The 14,711-nt window shown below is 75.1% G+C and carries 15 protein-coding genes and 1 pseudogene; 10 read left to right on the top strand and 6 right to left on the bottom strand.

The genetic code is table 11. From position 1 onward, the window contains the following. The first annotated feature begins 21 nt into the window (after positions 1-21). The 3 genes from ACZ51S_RS20055 (at position 22) to ACZ51S_RS20045 (ending at position 2,012) form a co-directional block, all read left to right on the top strand. A complete protein-coding gene (locus ACZ51S_RS20055; protein ID WP_468802854.1) occupies positions 22-855 on the top strand; it encodes an AraC family transcriptional regulator in 834 nt (277 codons plus the stop codon). Positions 856-987: 132 nt separating this feature from the next. Beyond that, positions 988-1,707, top strand: coding sequence for an AzlC family ABC transporter permease (locus ACZ51S_RS20050; protein ID WP_468479729.1), 720 nt, complete (start codon positions 988-990; stop codon positions 1,705-1,707). Continuing rightward, entirely contained in the window at positions 1,704-2,012 is a 309-nt protein-coding gene (locus ACZ51S_RS20045) for an AzlD domain-containing protein (RefSeq protein ID WP_468961582.1), read from the top strand. The genes ACZ51S_RS20050 and ACZ51S_RS20045 overlap by 4 nt, the downstream gene beginning before the upstream one ends. On the opposite strand, the gene ACZ51S_RS20040 is transcribed toward ACZ51S_RS20045, so the two are convergent. Beyond that, positions 1,981-3,009, bottom strand: coding sequence for a hypothetical protein (locus ACZ51S_RS20040; protein ID WP_468961581.1), 1,029 nt, complete (start codon positions 3,007-3,009; stop codon positions 1,981-1,983). The genes ACZ51S_RS20045 and ACZ51S_RS20040 overlap by 32 nt on opposite strands. Positions 3,010-3,089: 80 nt before the next feature. Here ACZ51S_RS20040 and ACZ51S_RS20035 point away from each other — a divergent pair, with 80 nt between their 5' ends. Together ACZ51S_RS20035 and ACZ51S_RS20030 are read left to right on the top strand one after the other, a co-directional pair. Then, positions 3,090-3,284, top strand: a complete 195-nt coding sequence (locus ACZ51S_RS20035; protein WP_388938171.1) for a DUF3046 domain-containing protein — start codon at positions 3,090-3,092, stop codon at positions 3,282-3,284. A gap of 337 nt (positions 3,285-3,621) precedes the next feature. Further along, complete coding sequence (locus tag ACZ51S_RS20030) at positions 3,622-4,713, top strand: AI-2E family transporter (RefSeq protein WP_388938648.1); 1,092 nt, start codon at positions 3,622-3,624, stop codon at positions 4,711-4,713. On the opposite strand, the gene ACZ51S_RS20025 is transcribed toward ACZ51S_RS20030, so the two are convergent. After that, the gene (locus ACZ51S_RS20025) at positions 4,667-5,422 is read right to left on the bottom strand and encodes a Clp protease N-terminal domain-containing protein (RefSeq protein ID WP_468480083.1); all 756 of its coding nucleotides are present in this window, start codon (positions 5,420-5,422) and stop codon (positions 4,667-4,669) included. The genes ACZ51S_RS20030 and ACZ51S_RS20025 overlap by 47 nt on opposite strands. Positions 5,423-5,555: 133 nt before the next feature. On the opposite strand from ACZ51S_RS20025, the gene ACZ51S_RS20020 reads away from it, so the two are divergent. From ACZ51S_RS20020 to ACZ51S_RS20000, 5 genes and pseudogenes are all read left to right on the top strand, one after another. Further along, on the top strand, positions 5,556-6,128 hold the full coding sequence (locus ACZ51S_RS20020) for an HPP family protein (RefSeq protein ID WP_468885654.1): 573 nt from the start codon (positions 5,556-5,558) through the stop codon (positions 6,126-6,128). A 263-nt stretch (positions 6,129-6,391) separates the two neighbouring features. Further along, positions 6,392-7,222 carry a S1 family peptidase gene (locus tag ACZ51S_RS20015; protein WP_468480085.1) on the top strand — a complete coding sequence of 277 codons (831 nt, stop codon included), beginning with the start codon at positions 6,392-6,394 and terminating at the stop codon, positions 7,220-7,222. A gap of 333 nt (positions 7,223-7,555) precedes the next feature. Next, the gene (gene recA / locus ACZ51S_RS20010; protein WP_468480086.1) at positions 7,556-8,662 is read left to right on the top strand and encodes a recombinase RecA; all 1,107 of its coding nucleotides are present in this window, start codon (positions 7,556-7,558) and stop codon (positions 8,660-8,662) included. After that, positions 8,581-9,240: pseudogene (recX, locus tag ACZ51S_RS20005) on the top strand (recombination regulator RecX); the annotation flags it as partial. The gene recA and the pseudogene recX, both read left to right, overlap by 82 nt. A gap of 115 nt (positions 9,241-9,355) precedes the next feature. After that, entirely contained in the window at positions 9,356-11,899 is a 2,544-nt protein-coding gene (locus ACZ51S_RS20000; RefSeq protein ID WP_468961579.1) for an FtsX-like permease family protein, read from the top strand. Positions 11,900-11,966: 67 nt separating this feature from the next. Here the strand turns inward: ACZ51S_RS20000 and ACZ51S_RS19995 are convergent, their stop codons facing one another. The 4 genes from ACZ51S_RS19995 to ACZ51S_RS19980 all read right to left on the bottom strand — a co-directional run bounded on the left by ACZ51S_RS19995 (position 11,967) and on the right by ACZ51S_RS19980 (position 14,671). Next, positions 11,967-12,371, bottom strand: coding sequence for a rhodanese-like domain-containing protein (locus tag ACZ51S_RS19995; protein ID WP_388938184.1), 405 nt, complete (start codon positions 12,369-12,371; stop codon positions 11,967-11,969). Beyond that, positions 12,368-12,901: a cupin domain-containing protein gene (locus ACZ51S_RS19990; RefSeq protein WP_468480088.1), complete on the bottom strand. Its 534-nt coding sequence runs from the start codon at positions 12,899-12,901 to the stop codon at positions 12,368-12,370. The genes ACZ51S_RS19995 and ACZ51S_RS19990 overlap by 4 nt, the downstream gene beginning before the upstream one ends. A 78-nt stretch (positions 12,902-12,979) precedes the next feature. After that, positions 12,980-13,066 (bottom strand): putative leader peptide, encoded by an 87-nt coding sequence (locus ACZ51S_RS19985; RefSeq protein WP_311318651.1) that lies wholly within the window; start codon positions 13,064-13,066, stop codon positions 12,980-12,982. A 33-nt stretch (positions 13,067-13,099) separates the two neighbouring features. After that, positions 13,100-14,671: an FAD-dependent monooxygenase gene (locus tag ACZ51S_RS19980; RefSeq protein WP_468480089.1), complete on the bottom strand. Its 1,572-nt coding sequence runs from the start codon at positions 14,669-14,671 to the stop codon at positions 13,100-13,102. Positions 14,672-14,711 lie beyond the last annotated feature (40 nt).

Genomic DNA, 14,711 nt, shown 5'->3' with positions numbered 1-14,711 from the left:
AGCGGCGCGCAGAATGAGGGCATGGGGACGGACGGCGGACGCGGGGAATGGGCACGGCACTGGCGGTACGAGGAACTGCCCGGGCTGGACCTGCTGCGCGCCCACTACGTACGCCACACCTTCCCGCGCCACGCCCACGAGGGCTACGTCATCGCCGCCGTCACCGGCGGCGTCGAGGAGATCGGTCTGCCCGGCGGCACCGTACGGGCCGGGCCGGGCAGCGTCGTGCTGATCAACCCGGAGGTCGCGCACACCGCCCGCGCCGGGGTCCCCGAGGGCTGGGCGTACGCCACCCTCTACGCCCCCCGGGACCTGATCGCCGAGGTCGCCGCCGAGATCGCCACCCCGCGCGGCACCCCCGGCTTCACCGCCGACACGGTCGCCGACGCGCAGGGCGCGCGGGCCGTCAGCGAGGTGCACCGGGCCGCCGAGGCGGGGAACGCGCTGGCCGCCGACACCCTGCTGCGGGGCGTGGTGGCCCGGATGCTCAGCCGGTACGCCGGCCCGCTGCCCGCCCGCACGGTCCGCGGCGCGGGCGCCGCCGACGCCGAACGGGCCCGGGCCGTACTGGAGGAGCGGATGGCGGGGCCGCCCTCGCTGGAGCAGCTCGCGGCCGGGCTCGGGACCAGCCCCTTCGCCCTGCTGCGCGCCTTCCGGGAGCGGTACGGGATGCCCCCGCACACCTGGCTGACCGACGCCCGGGTCCGCAGGGCGCGCCGGCTGCTCGACGCGGGGGTCCCGCCCGCGGAGGCGGCCGTCACCGTCGGCTTCACCGACCAGCCGCACCTGAACCGGCACTTCACCCGGATCGTCGGCGTCCCGCCGGGCGCCTACCGGCGGGAGCGGGCCGGTTAGGCCCCCGCCCCACGGCAACGGCAACGGCAACGGGGGCACCGCGCCGCCGCCGGGGCCGGGCCGGCGCGCGCAAGAACGTACAAGACCCGCCCGCACCGCCCCGCGTACGTTCGCGGCGTGGGAGAACAACGAATGGTGATGCGGGAGGCCCCCCGGGGGGCCCTCGACGGCAGGCCGCGCGCCGCCGTCGTGCGGGATTCGCTCGGGGTCGGCGTGGCCGTCGGGCTGTCGGGGTTCGCGTTCGGGGTGACGGCGGCCGGGGCCGGGATCAGCGTGCTCCAGGCCTGTGTGCTGAGCCTGCTCGTCTTCACCGGCGCCTCGCAGTTCGCGCTGGTCGGAGCCCTCGCGGCGGGCGGGAACCCGTTCACCGCCGCCGCCGGGGCCTTCTTCCTCGGCACCCGCAACGCCTTCTACGGGCTGCGGCTGTCCCAGCTGCTCGCGCTGCCGAGGGCCGTACGGCCCCTCGCCGCGCACTGGGTGATCGACGAGACCACCGCCGTGGCCCTGGCACAGCCCGACCGCCGGTCGGCCCGGCTCGGCTTCACCGTGACCGGGCTCGCCCTGTACCTGCTGTGGAACCTCACCACCCTGCTGGGCGCGCTCGGCGCCGAGGCCATCGGGGACACCGCCGCGTGGGGGCTGGACGCCGCCGGACCCGCCGTGTTCCTCGCCCTGCTCGCGCCGATGCTGAAGAGCGCCACCGAGCGTGCCGTCGCCGCCCTCGCCCTGGTGCTGGGGCTGGGCTTCCTGCCGGTGCTGCCCGCCGGAGTGCCCGTACTGATCGCCGCGCTGGCCGCGCCCGCGGTGCTGTGGCTGAAGGGCTGCCGATCGCCGAAGGGAGGGCACTCGTGAACGTCTGGATCGCCATCGGGCTCACCGTCGCCGGATGCTACGCCGTCAAGCTCGCCGGACTGCTCGTGCCCGCGGGCGCCCTGGAGCGGCCCGTCGTACGGAGGCTCTCCGCCCTGCTGCCCGTCGCGCTGCTCGCCGCGCTCACCGCCCAGCAGACCTTCAGCATCGGCCACACGCTGGTCCTCGACGCCCGGGCCGCCGGGCTCGCCGCCGCCGGGGCAGCGCTGCTGCTGCGGGCCCCGTTCCTGGTGGTCGTCGGCGCGGCGGTCGTGGTCACCGCGGGCGTCCGGGCCCTGGGAGGCTGACCCCGCCGGCCTCGTCGGGAGCCTCCGGCGGCCGCCCGTACGCCCGCAGCGTCAGCAGGGCCTCCAGGGTCGCGATCGGCCGCCGCTCCAGCGAGCTGCCCGGCGCCCAGGCCCGGCGGCGGACCGGCCAGCCTCCGTCGGGCTGCTGCTCCGCCGCGAGGAAGTCCAGCGAGCGCCGCATCTCCTCGTCGGTGAACCAGCCCCGGGCCAGCGACTCCGGCCGCCGCGCGTAGTCGTACGGGAACAGCTGCTCGCCCGGTGCCCCGCCGGGCACGGCCGGGTACTCCGCGCGCCGGTCCGGTTCGAGCACCACCAGCCGCCGCTCGCGCACCAGCCGGCCCAGCCGGTCGGCGGCCGCCGCGGCGCGGGCCCGGTCGGGGGCGCCGTCGAGGAAGGCCACCGCGCCGCGGACCTCGTACGGGTGAGGGCGGCGCAGCGTCTCGACCCGCTCCCAGCAGAAGTCCGTGGCCCGGAAGAGCCAGGCGTGCCAGATCCGGTTGCGGTGCAGCACCCCGACGACGGGGCCCGTGGTCAGCAGCGACCCCGGCGGGTCGTCGCACACCGGGTGGTAAGGGGCGGCCGGATAGTCGCGCGGGCCCGGGACGACCAGCGGGAGCGCGCCCTCCGGGGTCGATACCCGGGTCAGGTGGCGGCAGAGCCGCTCGACGCGCTGCCCGGCGCACCGGCCGAGGGCGTCGAGGATCCGCAGGGCGTACGCGGTGTGCAGGGGCTGGCTCAGCGGGCCGCGCAGGTCGGGGTCGAGCGCGTGCCCGTAGCCCCCGTCCTCGCCGAGGTAGGAGCCGAGCGCGGCGTCCACCGCGTCGGGATCCCCGCCGAGGAAGTGGAACGCGAACCGCCGCTGCTCCAGCACCCGGGCCGTCAGCCAGACGAACCGCTCGGCGCGGGCCAGCGGGGTGGACGCGGCGGGAGGGGTGGAGGGGGCCGAGGGGGCGGCCGGGCCCGGTGGGGCCGGCGCGGAAGCTTCGTCTCCAGGCATGCGTGACACCGTAGGGCGCGCGCACCGGGGCGCAGGGGGCAACGGGGCCGGTGCACTCTCCGGGGCGGGATACTGGAGGCATGCGGTTGACGATTTTCTGGGAGCGGATGGCCGAGCACTTCGGCGCGGCCTACGCGGATTCCTTCGCGCGGGACCACGTGATGGCCGAACTGGGCGGACGCACCGTCCACCAGGCGCTGGACGCCGGCTGGGAGGCCAAGGACGTGTGGCGCGCGGTGTGTTCCGCGATGGACGTGCCGGCCTCGCTGCGCTGACGCGCCGCCCGGTCCGCCCCCGCGCGGGGGGCCGGGGCCCGCGCGGGACCGACGGGCGCGCACGGCGGGCCGGATGGCTTCGTGGTCAGGGCCGACGGTGGGACAGACTGGACGCGTGGCAGCGAAAGACGAGACGACCGGCCGGCCCGAAGCCCCGCAGGACGCGGGGCTTCGGGCCGGCCCCGCGGCCCCGGCGGGGCCGCCCTTCCCGGGGCGCGGCGACGCGGACGGCGGCCCCGGGAACCCTCCGCCCGGTACGGCCCCGACGGCCGGGGCGGGCGACGGGGCCGGGGACCCACCCGGCACCGCCGTGGCGGGCGCGGACGCGGACGCGCGGATGCCGCGCTGGCTGCCGCGCGCCGTGGTCCTCGTACTGGCCCTCGTCGCCTGCTTCCAGCTCGGCAGCTGGGCCTTCCACCAGCTGACCGGGCTGCTCGTCAACATCCTGATCGCGTTCTTCCTCGCGCTCGCGATCGAACCGGCCGTGGCCAGGATGGCGGCCCGCGGCATGCGCCGCGGGCTCGCCACCTTCCTGGTGTTCCTGGCCGTCTTCGCCTTCGCCGCCGGATTCCTCGCGCTGCTCGGCTCCATGCTCGCCGGGCAGATCATCGAGATGGTCGAGGGCTTCCCGCGCTACCTCGACTCGGTGATCGACTCGATCAACCGGACCTTCCGCACCGAACTGTCCCGGCTGGAGATCCAGGACAGCCTGCTGCGTTCCGAATGGCTCCGGAAGTACGTGCAGAACAGCGCCAGCGGGGTGCTCGACGTGTCCGCCACCGTGCTGGGCGGGCTCTTCAGGCTGCTGACGGTCTTCCTGTTCTCCTTCTACTTCGCCGCCGACGGGCCCCGGCTGCGGCGCGCGCTGTGCTCCGTACTGCCGCCCGCCAAGCAGCGCGAGGTGCTGCGCGCCTGGGAGATCGCCGTGGTGAAGACGGGCGGCTACCTGTACTCGCGCGGACTGATGGCGCTGGTCTCCGGCATCGCGCACTACGTGCTCTTCGCGGTGCTCGACGTGCCGTACGCGCCCGCGCTCGCCGTGTGGGTGGGGCTGGTCTCCCAGTTCATCCCCACCATCGGCACCTATCTGGCGGGCGCGCTGCCGATGCTGATCGCCTTCGCCGTCAATCCGTGGTTCGCCCTGTACGTCCTCGGGTTCGTGGTGGTCTACCAGCAGTTCGAGAACTACGTGCTCCAGCCGAAGCTGACCTCCAAGACGGTGGACATCCACCCCGCCGTGGCCTTCGGGTCGGTCATCGCGGGCACCGCCCTGCTGGGGGCGGTCGGGGCGCTCGTCGCGATCCCGGCCGTCGCCACCCTGCAGGCCTTCCTCGGCGCGTACGTGAAGCGGTACGAGCTGACGGGCGCGGCGTCCGGCGGGGCTACTTCTCTCCGTCGCCGCCGAGTACGGCTGCGAGGACTTCGGTGACGGTCGCCTCGGCGGCGGCCTTGTCCAGGCCGGCGCCGCTGAGCGGGCCTTCGCCGTTCTCCAGCTCCAGGAGCGCGAGCAGGACGTGCTCGGTGCCGACGTAGCCGTGGCCCAGGCGCAGGGCCTCGCGGAAGGTGAGCTCCAGGGCCTTCTTGGCGTTCGCGTCGAAGGGGACGAGCTCGGGGACGTCCTGCTCCGCCGGGGGGAGCGAGGCGGTCGCGGCGGCGCGCAGGGCTTCCGGGGTGACGCCGCGGGAGGTGAGGACGTGGCCGGCCAGGCCTTCGGGTTCGGCGAGCAGCCCGAGCAGCAGGTGCTCGGTGCGGATCTCGGTGTTGCCGGCGGCGCGGGCCTCGTTCTGTGCGGACATGACGACGTTGCGGGCGCGGGGGGTGAAGCGGCCGAAGCCCGCGTTCGGGTCGAGGCCCGGGTCGCCGTCCTTGTCCGCCTTGGGGACGAAGCGCTTCTGCGCGGCCTGGCGGGTGACGCCCATGCTGCGGCCGATGTCGGTCCAGGAGGCGCCGGAGCGGCGAGCCTGGTCGACGAAGTGGCCGATGAGGTGGTCGGCCACGTCGCCGAGGTGTTCGGCGGCGACGACGGCGTCGCTGAGCTGGTCGAGGGTGTCGGAGTGGACCTTCTTGATGGCCTCGATCAGGTCGTCGAGGCGTACCGGGTTGGTCATGCGAACGGGTTCCACCGAAGGGTTCGTCATGGTGCAACCCTAGGTTGACAGTGGGGGAGTGTCAACCAGAGGTTGTCACTCCGGCGGCGCGCGGAGGTGTGGCCGGAACGCGTGGGGCCGACGTATAGGGCTGCGATGTGAGGGGTGCGTAGATCTGGCGCCCATGAGCGTGGACACGAGTGACACCCGTACGGGCCGGGCCGCGAAGGCGCCCGGTCGCCCCCGTCCGGCCCTCCCGAGCTCGCTGGCGGGACGGGCCCCCGCGCCCGCGGCGCCCGCCCGGGTCACCGCCCTGCACAGCGGCGGGGTCGCGGCGGCCGCACTGCTGGCGCTCGTCGGCATCGGGGCGGTCCTGCGAGAGCCGGTGCTGATCCCGCCGATCGCGGCGAGCGCGGCGATCGTCTACGGGGTACCCGCGCTGCCGCTGGCGCAGCCGCGCAGTGTCGTCGCCGGGCACCTGCTGTGCGCGGCGGTGGGCTACCTGGGGCTGGCCCTGCTGGGGGACGCGCCGTGGGTGGCGGCGCTGGCGGCCGGGCTGGCGGTGGGGGTCATGACCCTGGCCCGGACCCCGCATTCGCCGGCGGTGGCGACCACCGTGGTGGTGGTGCTCCAGGCGCCGGATCCGGTGGTGTTCGTACCGCTGCTCGCGGGGGCGGCGATGCTGCTGGTGCTGGCCGGGATGGCGGCCTCGCGCGCGCGGCGGGGGGCGGTGCGGTACCCCGTGTACTGGTGGTGAGCGGGGCGGGGGCGGAGGGGGCTGGGACGGGTCCCCTCCGCGGTGCCGGACCGTCAGGCGTCAGGCGGCAGGCGGCAGGCGGCGGGCCGGCCCTGACCCGTGAGCAGGCCCGTCCGTCGGGGGCACCGCAGAGTGCCGGCCGTTCCGGTGGATCCGGACCTCAACGGGGAAGGCCCTCTTGTGAGTTGCGGTCCTCGGGTTTGAGAATGCGCATGACAACCGAAGGATCTTCGGTCGCATCCGTCACCTGAGGGGACCCCCACATGAACAAGCCTCTCGCCGCCGTCGCGCTCTCCTTACTCCTGACCGGAGTGGCAGCGGCCCCGGCCATGGCCTCGGCCACCGACACCGCGCCCGCCGTCGCGGTCACCTACGCGGGCACGGTCGCGCTCAGCAACTGCTCCGGCTCCGTCGTCCGCGCCCCCGGCTCCCGGCCCGACGACCCCGCGCTCGTCCTGTCCAACGGCCACTGCCTGGAAACGGGCTTCCCGGCGCCCGGCGAGGTCCTCGTGAACCGGGCGTCCAGCCGTACGTTCTCCCTGCTCAACGCCGCCGGCTCGAAGGTCGCGACGCTGCGCGCCAGCAAGATCGCGTACGGGACGATGACGGACACGGACGTCTCGCTCTACCAGCTGACCAAGACGTACGCGCAGATCCAGAGCCAGTACGGGATCGGCGCGCTCACCCTCAACGACGCCCACCCGGTGCAGGGTTCGTCCATCAAGGTCGTCTCCGGCTACTGGAAGCGCACCTACAGCTGCGACGTCGACGGGTTCGCGTACCGCCTCAAGGAGGGCGCCTGGACCTGGAAGGACTCGGTCCGCTACACCTCGTCCTGCAACACCATCGGCGGCACCTCGGGCTCCCCGGTCATCGACACGACCACCGGCAAGGTCGTCGCCGTCAACAACACGGGCAACGAGGACGGCCAGCGCTGCACGGACAACAACCCGTGCGAGGTGGACGAGAGCGGCAACGTCACGGTCCGCCAGGGCATCAACTACGCCCAGCAGACCTACACCCTCGTCCCCTGCATCGGCCCCGGCAACCAGATCGACCTGAACCGCCCCGGCTGCGCCGTCCCGAAGCCGTAACCCCACCCGGCACCCGTCCCCCGAGCCCCGGCCGCCCCACGGCGCCGGGGCTCGGTCCGTGCCGGGGCGCGGGCGCCCCGGTCCGCGACGCGATGCGGCACGCACGGCCGGGGTGGGCGACCGGAGCGCTATGGTGACGCGCGGTGGCCGGTCGGAACGCTCAGTCACCCCGCACCGCCGGCCGGGGTGGGGCGTGGCCGGCTTGACAGGGAAATCGAACATCCATTCTGATGGGTTATCCACAGCCCGGACGGGCGTGGGAGCGCATTGTCAGTGGCAGGCGTTAGCGTCAATGGCGTGAAGCGATCGACTCAAGCAAACCGGGTGGAACCCATGGCAGGCACCGACCGCGAGAAGGCTCTCGACGCCGCGCTCGCACAGATTGAACGGCAATTCGGCAAGGGTGCGGTCATGCGCCTCGGCGACAAGCCGAACGACCCCATCGAGGTCATCCCCACCGGGTCGACCGCGCTGGACATCGCCCTCGGCGTCGGCGGTCTGCCGCGCGGCCGTGTGGTCGAGATCTACGGCCCGGAGTCCTCCGGTAAGACGACCCTGACCCTGCACGCCGTGGCCAACGCGCAGAAGGCCGGCGGCACCGTGGCCTTCGTGGACGCCGAGCACGCGCTCGACCCCGAGTACGCCCGGGCCCTGGGCGTGGACACCGACAACCTCATCCTGTCGCAGCCGGACACCGGTGAGCAGGCGCTCGAGATCGTCGACATGCTGGTCCGCTCCGGCGCGCTCGACCTGATCGTCATCGACTCCGTCGCGGCGCTCGTACCGCGCGCGGAGATCGAGGGCGAGATGGGCGACTCCCACGTGGGCCTCCAGGCCCGCCTGATGAGCCAGGCGCTCCGCAAGATCACCGGTGCGCTGAACCAGTCCAAGACCACCGCGATCTTCATCAACCAGCTCCGCGAGAAGATCGGCGTGATGTTCGGCTCGCCGGAGACCACGACCGGTGGCCGCGCGCTGAAGTTCTACGCCTCCGTGCGCATCGACATCCGCCGCATCGAGACCCTGAAGGACGGTACGGAGGCGGTCGGCAACCGCACCCGCTGCAAGGTCGTCAAGAACAAGGTCGCGCCCCCCTTCAAGCAGGCCGAGTTCGACATCCTCTACGGCCAGGGCATCAGCCGCGAGGGCGGCCTGATCGACATGGGCGTGGAGCACGGCTTCATCCGCAAGGCCGGCGCCTGGTACACGTACGAGGGTGACCAGCTGGGCCAGGGCAAGGAGAACGCCCGCAACTTCCTGAAGGACAACCCCGACCTCGCCAACGAGATCGAGCGGAAGATCAAGGAGAAGCTCGGCGTGGGGGTCCGCAAGGACAGCGAGACCGTCGAGCCCGCCGCCGCGCCGGCGGCCGACGCCGCCGTGCCCGCCCCGGCGTCGAAGGCCAAGCCGGCGGCCAAGGCCGCCGTGGCCAAGAGCTGACCGTGCGGGAAGAGCAGGAGAGGGGCGGCAGGGCGAGGGGTGGCCGTGAGGGCCGCCAGGAACTGCCGCCCCAGAGTCCCGAGGAGCAGGCGCGGGCGATCTGCCTGCGCCTGCTCACCGGGATGCCGCGCACCCGGCGGCAGCTCGAGGAGGCCCTGGCGAAACGGGGCATCCCCGAGGAGGTGTCGCAGGAGGTCCTCTCCCGGTACGAGGAAGTGGGCCTGATCGACGACGCCGCCTTCGCCGGGGCCTGGGTGGAATCCCGGCACCGCGGCCGGGGCCTGGCCCGGCGGGCGCTCGCGCAGGAGCTGCGGACCAAGGGGGTGCACACCACCCTCGTCCAGGAAGCGCTGGAGCAGCTCGACTCCGAGCAGGAGGAGCGGACCGCCCGGGAACTCGTCGAGCGCAAGCTCCGCGGCACCAGGGGGCTGGAGCGGGACAAGCGGCTCCGGCGCCTCGCCGGGATGCTCGCCCGCAAGGGGTACCCGGAGGGCATGGCCCTGCGGGTGGTCCGGCGCGCGCTGGAGGCCGAGGCCGAGCGCGGGGACGCCGACGAGCCGGAGTACCCCGGGCACTGAGCCCTGGTCCGGCGGCGGGCGCCGGGGCGGCGGACCGGGGGTGGGGGTAGCCCCCCGGCGAGGACGCCGGGGCGCTCCAGTGCCGGGAAACCGGCGCGCGGCCAGAGTTGACCGCATGATGCTGCGTTACGCCCTTCAGACCCTCCGGGACCGCAAGGCCGGCTTCCTCGGAGCCTTCGTCGCGCTCCTGTGCGCGGCGGCCCTGATCACCGCCTGCGGCACCCTCCTGGAGACCGGACTCCGCGGCCGGATCGCCCCCGAGCGCTACGCGGGCACCCCGGTGGTCGTCTCCGCCGACCAGAACGTCCACCAGACGACGGTCAAGGAGAAGAAGGGCAAGACCAAGACGAAGCACAAGGCCAAGCCCGTCGCCGAGCGGGCCTGGCTCCCGGCCTCCACCGTGGAGACCGTACGTTCCGTCCCGGGCGTCGAGCAGGCCGTGCCCGAGCTGACCTTCCAGGCCGTCCCGATCGTCGACGCGCCCGGCGGCACGGCGAAGCCCTCGTACGGACACGCCTGGACCTCCGCCGTCCTCACCCCCTTCACCCTCGCCGAAGGCCACGCCCCCCGCGGCGGTGACGAGGTCGTCGTCGACCGCGCACTGGCCGCCCGGGCGGGACTCGGCGCCGGAGCCCGGCTGACCGTACAGGCCACCGGCGAGCCCAAGACGTACACCGTCAGCGGCATCGCCCGGACCGCCCACGGCGGCCCCGGACGGCAGACCTCGCTGTTCTTCGGCGACGCCGAGGCCGAGCGGCTCGCCGCCCGCGCCGGACAGGTCAGCGCCATCGGCGTGCTGCCCCGGCCCGGAGTGGACGCCGCGGCGCTCGCCGGCCGCGTCGCGAAGGCCCTGGCCGGCACCCCTCAGGGCGCCACCGCACAGGTGGCCGCCGGCGACGACCGCGGTCCGGTCGAGTTCCTCGACGCCGCCGGAGCGCGGATCAAGCTGGTCTCCATGGGCGGGGCCATGGGCGGCACCTCGCTGCTCGTCGCGATCCTCGTGGTCGTCGGCACCTTCGCCCTCTCCGTGCAGCAGCGCTACCGCGAACTGGCCCTGCTGCGCGCCATCGCCGCCAGCCCCAAGCAGCTGCGCCGCATGATCGGCCGCGAAGCGCTGCTCGTCGGCCTGGCCGCCGGAATCACCGGCTCCGTCGCCGGACTGCCCCTGGCCGCCTGGCTGCACGGCCGCTTCGTCGCCACCGGCGTGGTCCCGGCCACCCTGGAGCGCACCGCCGGGATCTTCCCGATGTTCGCCGCCGTCGGAGCGAGCCTGCTCGGAGCCTGGGCCGCCGCGCGCATCACCGGGCGGCGGATCGCCCGGATCCGCCCCGCCGAGGCGCTGGCCGAAGCCGCCGTCGAGCGCGGACGCCCCGCCTGGATCCGGATCGCGGCCGGACTGCTCCTGCTGGCCGGCGGGGCGGTGCTGGTCGTCGTCCTCGGCTCACTGCGCACCGAGCCGGCCTCCACCCCGGTGACCTTCCTCGCCGTGGTCGTGCTGGCCGGCGCGGTGTCGCTGCTCGGCCCGCTGCTGGTCCGGCTCGCGACCGCGCTGCTCGCCGGACCGCTGCGGCTGGCCGGTCCCGGCGGCCGCCTGGCCGCCGCGAACCTGCGCGGCAACGCCACCCGCATGGCCTCCGCCGTCACCCCGCTCACCCTGCTGATCGGCATGACCTGCACCGTGCTCTTCGTCACCCCGACCCTCGGCGACGCGGCCCGCGCCCAGGCCCGCGACGGGATCCGGGCCCAGTGGGTCCTCACCCCGCAGGGCCCCGGAGTGAGCGCCGGCGCCGCCGAGCGGATCCGCCGTACGCCGGGCGTCACGGCGGCCACCGAGATCGTGCACACCTCGGTACGGGTCGGCCTGACCAAGTACGCGGCCCAGGGCGTCACCCCGGCCGGCCTCACCCGCACCTGGGACCCGCAGGTCACCCGGGGCAGCCTGGACGGCTTCGGCCCGGGCGGCGTCGCCGTCAGCGAACTCGCCGCCGACCAGCTGGGGCTGAAGCCCGGCAGCCCGCTGAAGCTGACCCTGGGCGACGGGACCCCGGTGACGCTGGCGGTGGCCGCCGTGTACGCGCGGGGGCTGGGCTTCGGAGACCTGACGCTGCCGCACGGCCTGCTCGCCGCGCACGTCGACAACCCCCTCGCCACCGCCGTGCTCGTCGCGGCCGAACCGGCCGTCGGACGGGAACAGCTGGCCGCCCCGGGCGTGTCGGTGCTGTCCGCGTCCGAGGCCGACGCGGCGAGGGCGCAGCGGCAGGCCGCCGGAGCCGAGATCAGCCTGCTGGCCATGGGCCTGGTGCTGGCCTTCACCGCCATCGCGGTGGTCAACACCCTGGCGATGTCCACCGCCGAGCGGTTCCGGGAGTTCGCGATGCTGCGCCTGGCCGGGGCGAAGCGGCGGCAGGTACTGCGGATGCTCCGTACGGAGACCCTGGCCGTCCTGCTGATCGGAGCGGTGCTGGGATCGGGGATCTCCCTGGCCGTACTGACCGCGTTCAGCGTGGGCATGACGGGGTCCGCGGCGCCGGCGGTGCTGCCGCTGGTGTACGCGGTGGTGGTCGGCGCGGCCGCGCTGCTGGCACTGACCGCCACCGCCCTCCCGGGCCGGGCCGCGCTCCGGCGCCGCCCGGTGGAGGTGGCCACCTCCAAGGCGTAGCCGGGGCCCGGTCGCGGCCTGCCCCTCCCTCGCCGGACGGAACCGGCGCAGGAGGGGCAGGGGCACGTCAGGAAGGGGCGGTGGTGGGCAAGCCGGCGGCGCGCCACGCCTGGAAGCCGCCCGTGAGGTCCGTCGCGCGGCGCAGGCCCAGCCCGTGGAGGGAAGCGGCGGCCAGCGAGGACGCGTAGCCCTCGTTGCAGACCACCACCACCCGCAGGTCGTGGGAGTCGGCCTGCGGCAGGCGGTGGGAACCCTGGGGGTCGAGGCGCCACTCCAGCTCGTTGCGCTCCACGACCACCGCGCCCGGGATCAGCCCGTCCCGCTCGCGCAGCGCCTGGTAGCGGATGTCCACCAGCAGGGCGTCACCGGCCCGCCATGCCTCGTAGGCCTCCCGCGGGCCGAGGCGGGTGTACGTCGCGCGGACCCGCTCCAGCAGCTCGTCGACGCCGGGTGGCGGCACGGCGGCGCTCACTGCCAGTCCGCCGGGCGCTCGACGTGCTCCAGGCGCAGCACCGGACCGCTGCGGCCGTACCGGCGGATCAGCGGCAGCGGCGGATAGTAGGCGTGGACGGAGACCGCGTGCTCCGAGGGCGACTCGTTGAGCACCTCGTGGACGTGGTGCTCTCCGAAGGCCCGCCCGCTGACCGCGCCGAGGCTGCGGCTGCGGTCCACACCGGGGGACAGCTCCAGGCTCCGCCAGCCCTCCGAGGGCAGACGCACCGCCAGGGAGCGCTCGGTGAGCCGCCCCCGCGCGGTGGCGAACGCGCCCCGGGACTCGGCGTGGTCGTGCCAGCCGGTGCCGGTGCCCGGCGGCCAGCCGATCAGCCAGGCCTCACTGCCGCCCGGCCCGTCGAGCCGGATCCAGGTCCGGCCCTCCGGGTCGAGGGGGAGCGAGCCGACGATCGCGGGGTCGGCGGCGGTGCGCAGGGCGAAGTCGAGCAGTTCCGCCGCCGTCGGGGCCGCGGAGCGGGCAGGGGCGTGCGTGGGCAGGGGCGAAGGCATGGGTGGTGACCGTCCTGGGGTTCGCGAAGGTGCGCGCGCCGGCCGGCAGGGCACGGGGGCGCGCGGAGGGCAGGCGAATCAGCAGGAGGGGCGACACACGCAGCCCGCGTAGCGGAGCAGGTCCATATGGACCCTCCGCCACAGGCGTACGTCGTTGCCGGTCATGGCGGCGAGTGAACCACGCGCCCCCGCGACCGGTCAATCGATCACAGGGGCGGGTGTGGCGGGAGCGCCCGCCGGGGCTCCCGCCCGGACGGCGTCGGCCGCCTCGTACAGCTCGGCCGGCCGGACCCCCGCGAAGGTGGCCGCCAGGTGCCCGTCGGGCCGTACCAGCAGCACGGTGTGGGCCGGAGCCCCCGGGTAGCCGTCGGCGACCAGCAGGTCGGCCGGGACCGGCAGGGCGCTCACCGCCGCCGCGAGACGGGGCATCACCCCGGCGCCCAGCCAGTGCCGCCGGTCCCACACCCCGGTGCCCGGGGCGACCAGCAGCACCAGCAGCCGGCCCCGCCCCAGCAGGTCGCGCAGCGGGACGGTGGCTCCGTCGGGCGCGGTCACCGGTACGTTCGCCACCGGCCCGCCCGGCTCCGTCGCCGTCGGGACCTCCCGGACGGCCACGGGCGGGGCGTACACGGGCTGCGCGCCCAGCGGCCCCCGTCCCAGGTGCCCGTCCGTCAGCAGGGCCTCGGCGGACCGCCCGGTCCCCGGCAGCAGGGTGCGCAGCCCGCCACCGCCGCGCAGTACGGGCACGGCCTGGTCGGCGGCGCGCAGCCGGGCGGCCACCGCGGTGCGCCGTTCGCCCTCGTAGCTGTCGAGCAGGGCCTCGGAGGCCCCCTGGTGCCAGGCCAGGGCCAGTTTCCAGGCGAGGTTCTCCGCGTCGCGCAGCCCCTCCTCGACGCCCTGGGTGCCGACCGCGCCCAGCAGGTGGGCGGCGTCCCCGACGAGGAAGGCCCGGCCGTCGCGCCAGCGCAGGGCGAGGCGGTGGTGGAGCGTGTGCACCCCGGTGTCGATGAGGTCGTACGGAGGAGTCGTGCCGCCGCACCACAGGGCCAGCGTGTTCCGGATGAGGGTGACGAGGGCGTCCGGGGTGACGAGCTCCCCGCGCGCGGGCAGCAGCCAGTCGAGCCGCCACACCCCGTCGGGCAGCGGCCGGGCGGTGATCTCCTCCGGCCCGGACGGCGGGCTGCGGTGCAGCAACGCTTCGCCCGGCCAGGGCAGTTCGGCGCGCAGGGCGGCCACGGCGTGCCGCTCGACGGCGGTCCGGCCCGGGAAGCGGATGCCGAGCAGCTTGCGCACCGTGGAGCGGGCCCCGTCGCAGCCGACGAGGTGGCTGCCGCGCCACCAGGTGGTCTCGGCACCCCGGGTGCGCGCGGTGACCCCGTGGCCGTCCTGCTCGACGGAGTCCAGCTTGGCGCCGGTGACCAGCTGGACCAGGGGGTGCGCCGTGGCGGCGTCGCGCAGGCCGCGCACGAGGGCGTGCTGCGGCAGGTGCAGGGGGGCGCCCGGGCCCTGGAAGGTGATCCGGCGGGACTCCTGACGCCGCCTGATGGTGCGCCAGCCCGCGTACGGCGCGCCCTCGTCGCGCAGGGTCGTACAGCCCAGCCGGTGGGCCATGGCCGCGGTGTCGGCGTGCAGGACGACGCTGCGGGCGGGCCGGGGCTCCTCCTTGCCGGGCCCCTCGTCGAGCAGGACGCTGGGCACGCCGTGGCCGGCGAGGGCGAGGGACAGGGACAGCCCGACGGGCCCCGCGCCGACGACGATCACCGGGTCCATGATGCGGCTCCCGATGTCCGGTATGTGATCACAGAACGTA

The sequence above is a fragment of the Streptomyces sp. NPDC034043 genome, assembly GCF_055575675.1.
The sequence above is the reverse complement of the archived record's forward strand: the minus strand, read 5'-3'. Positions and strand labels throughout refer to the sequence as shown.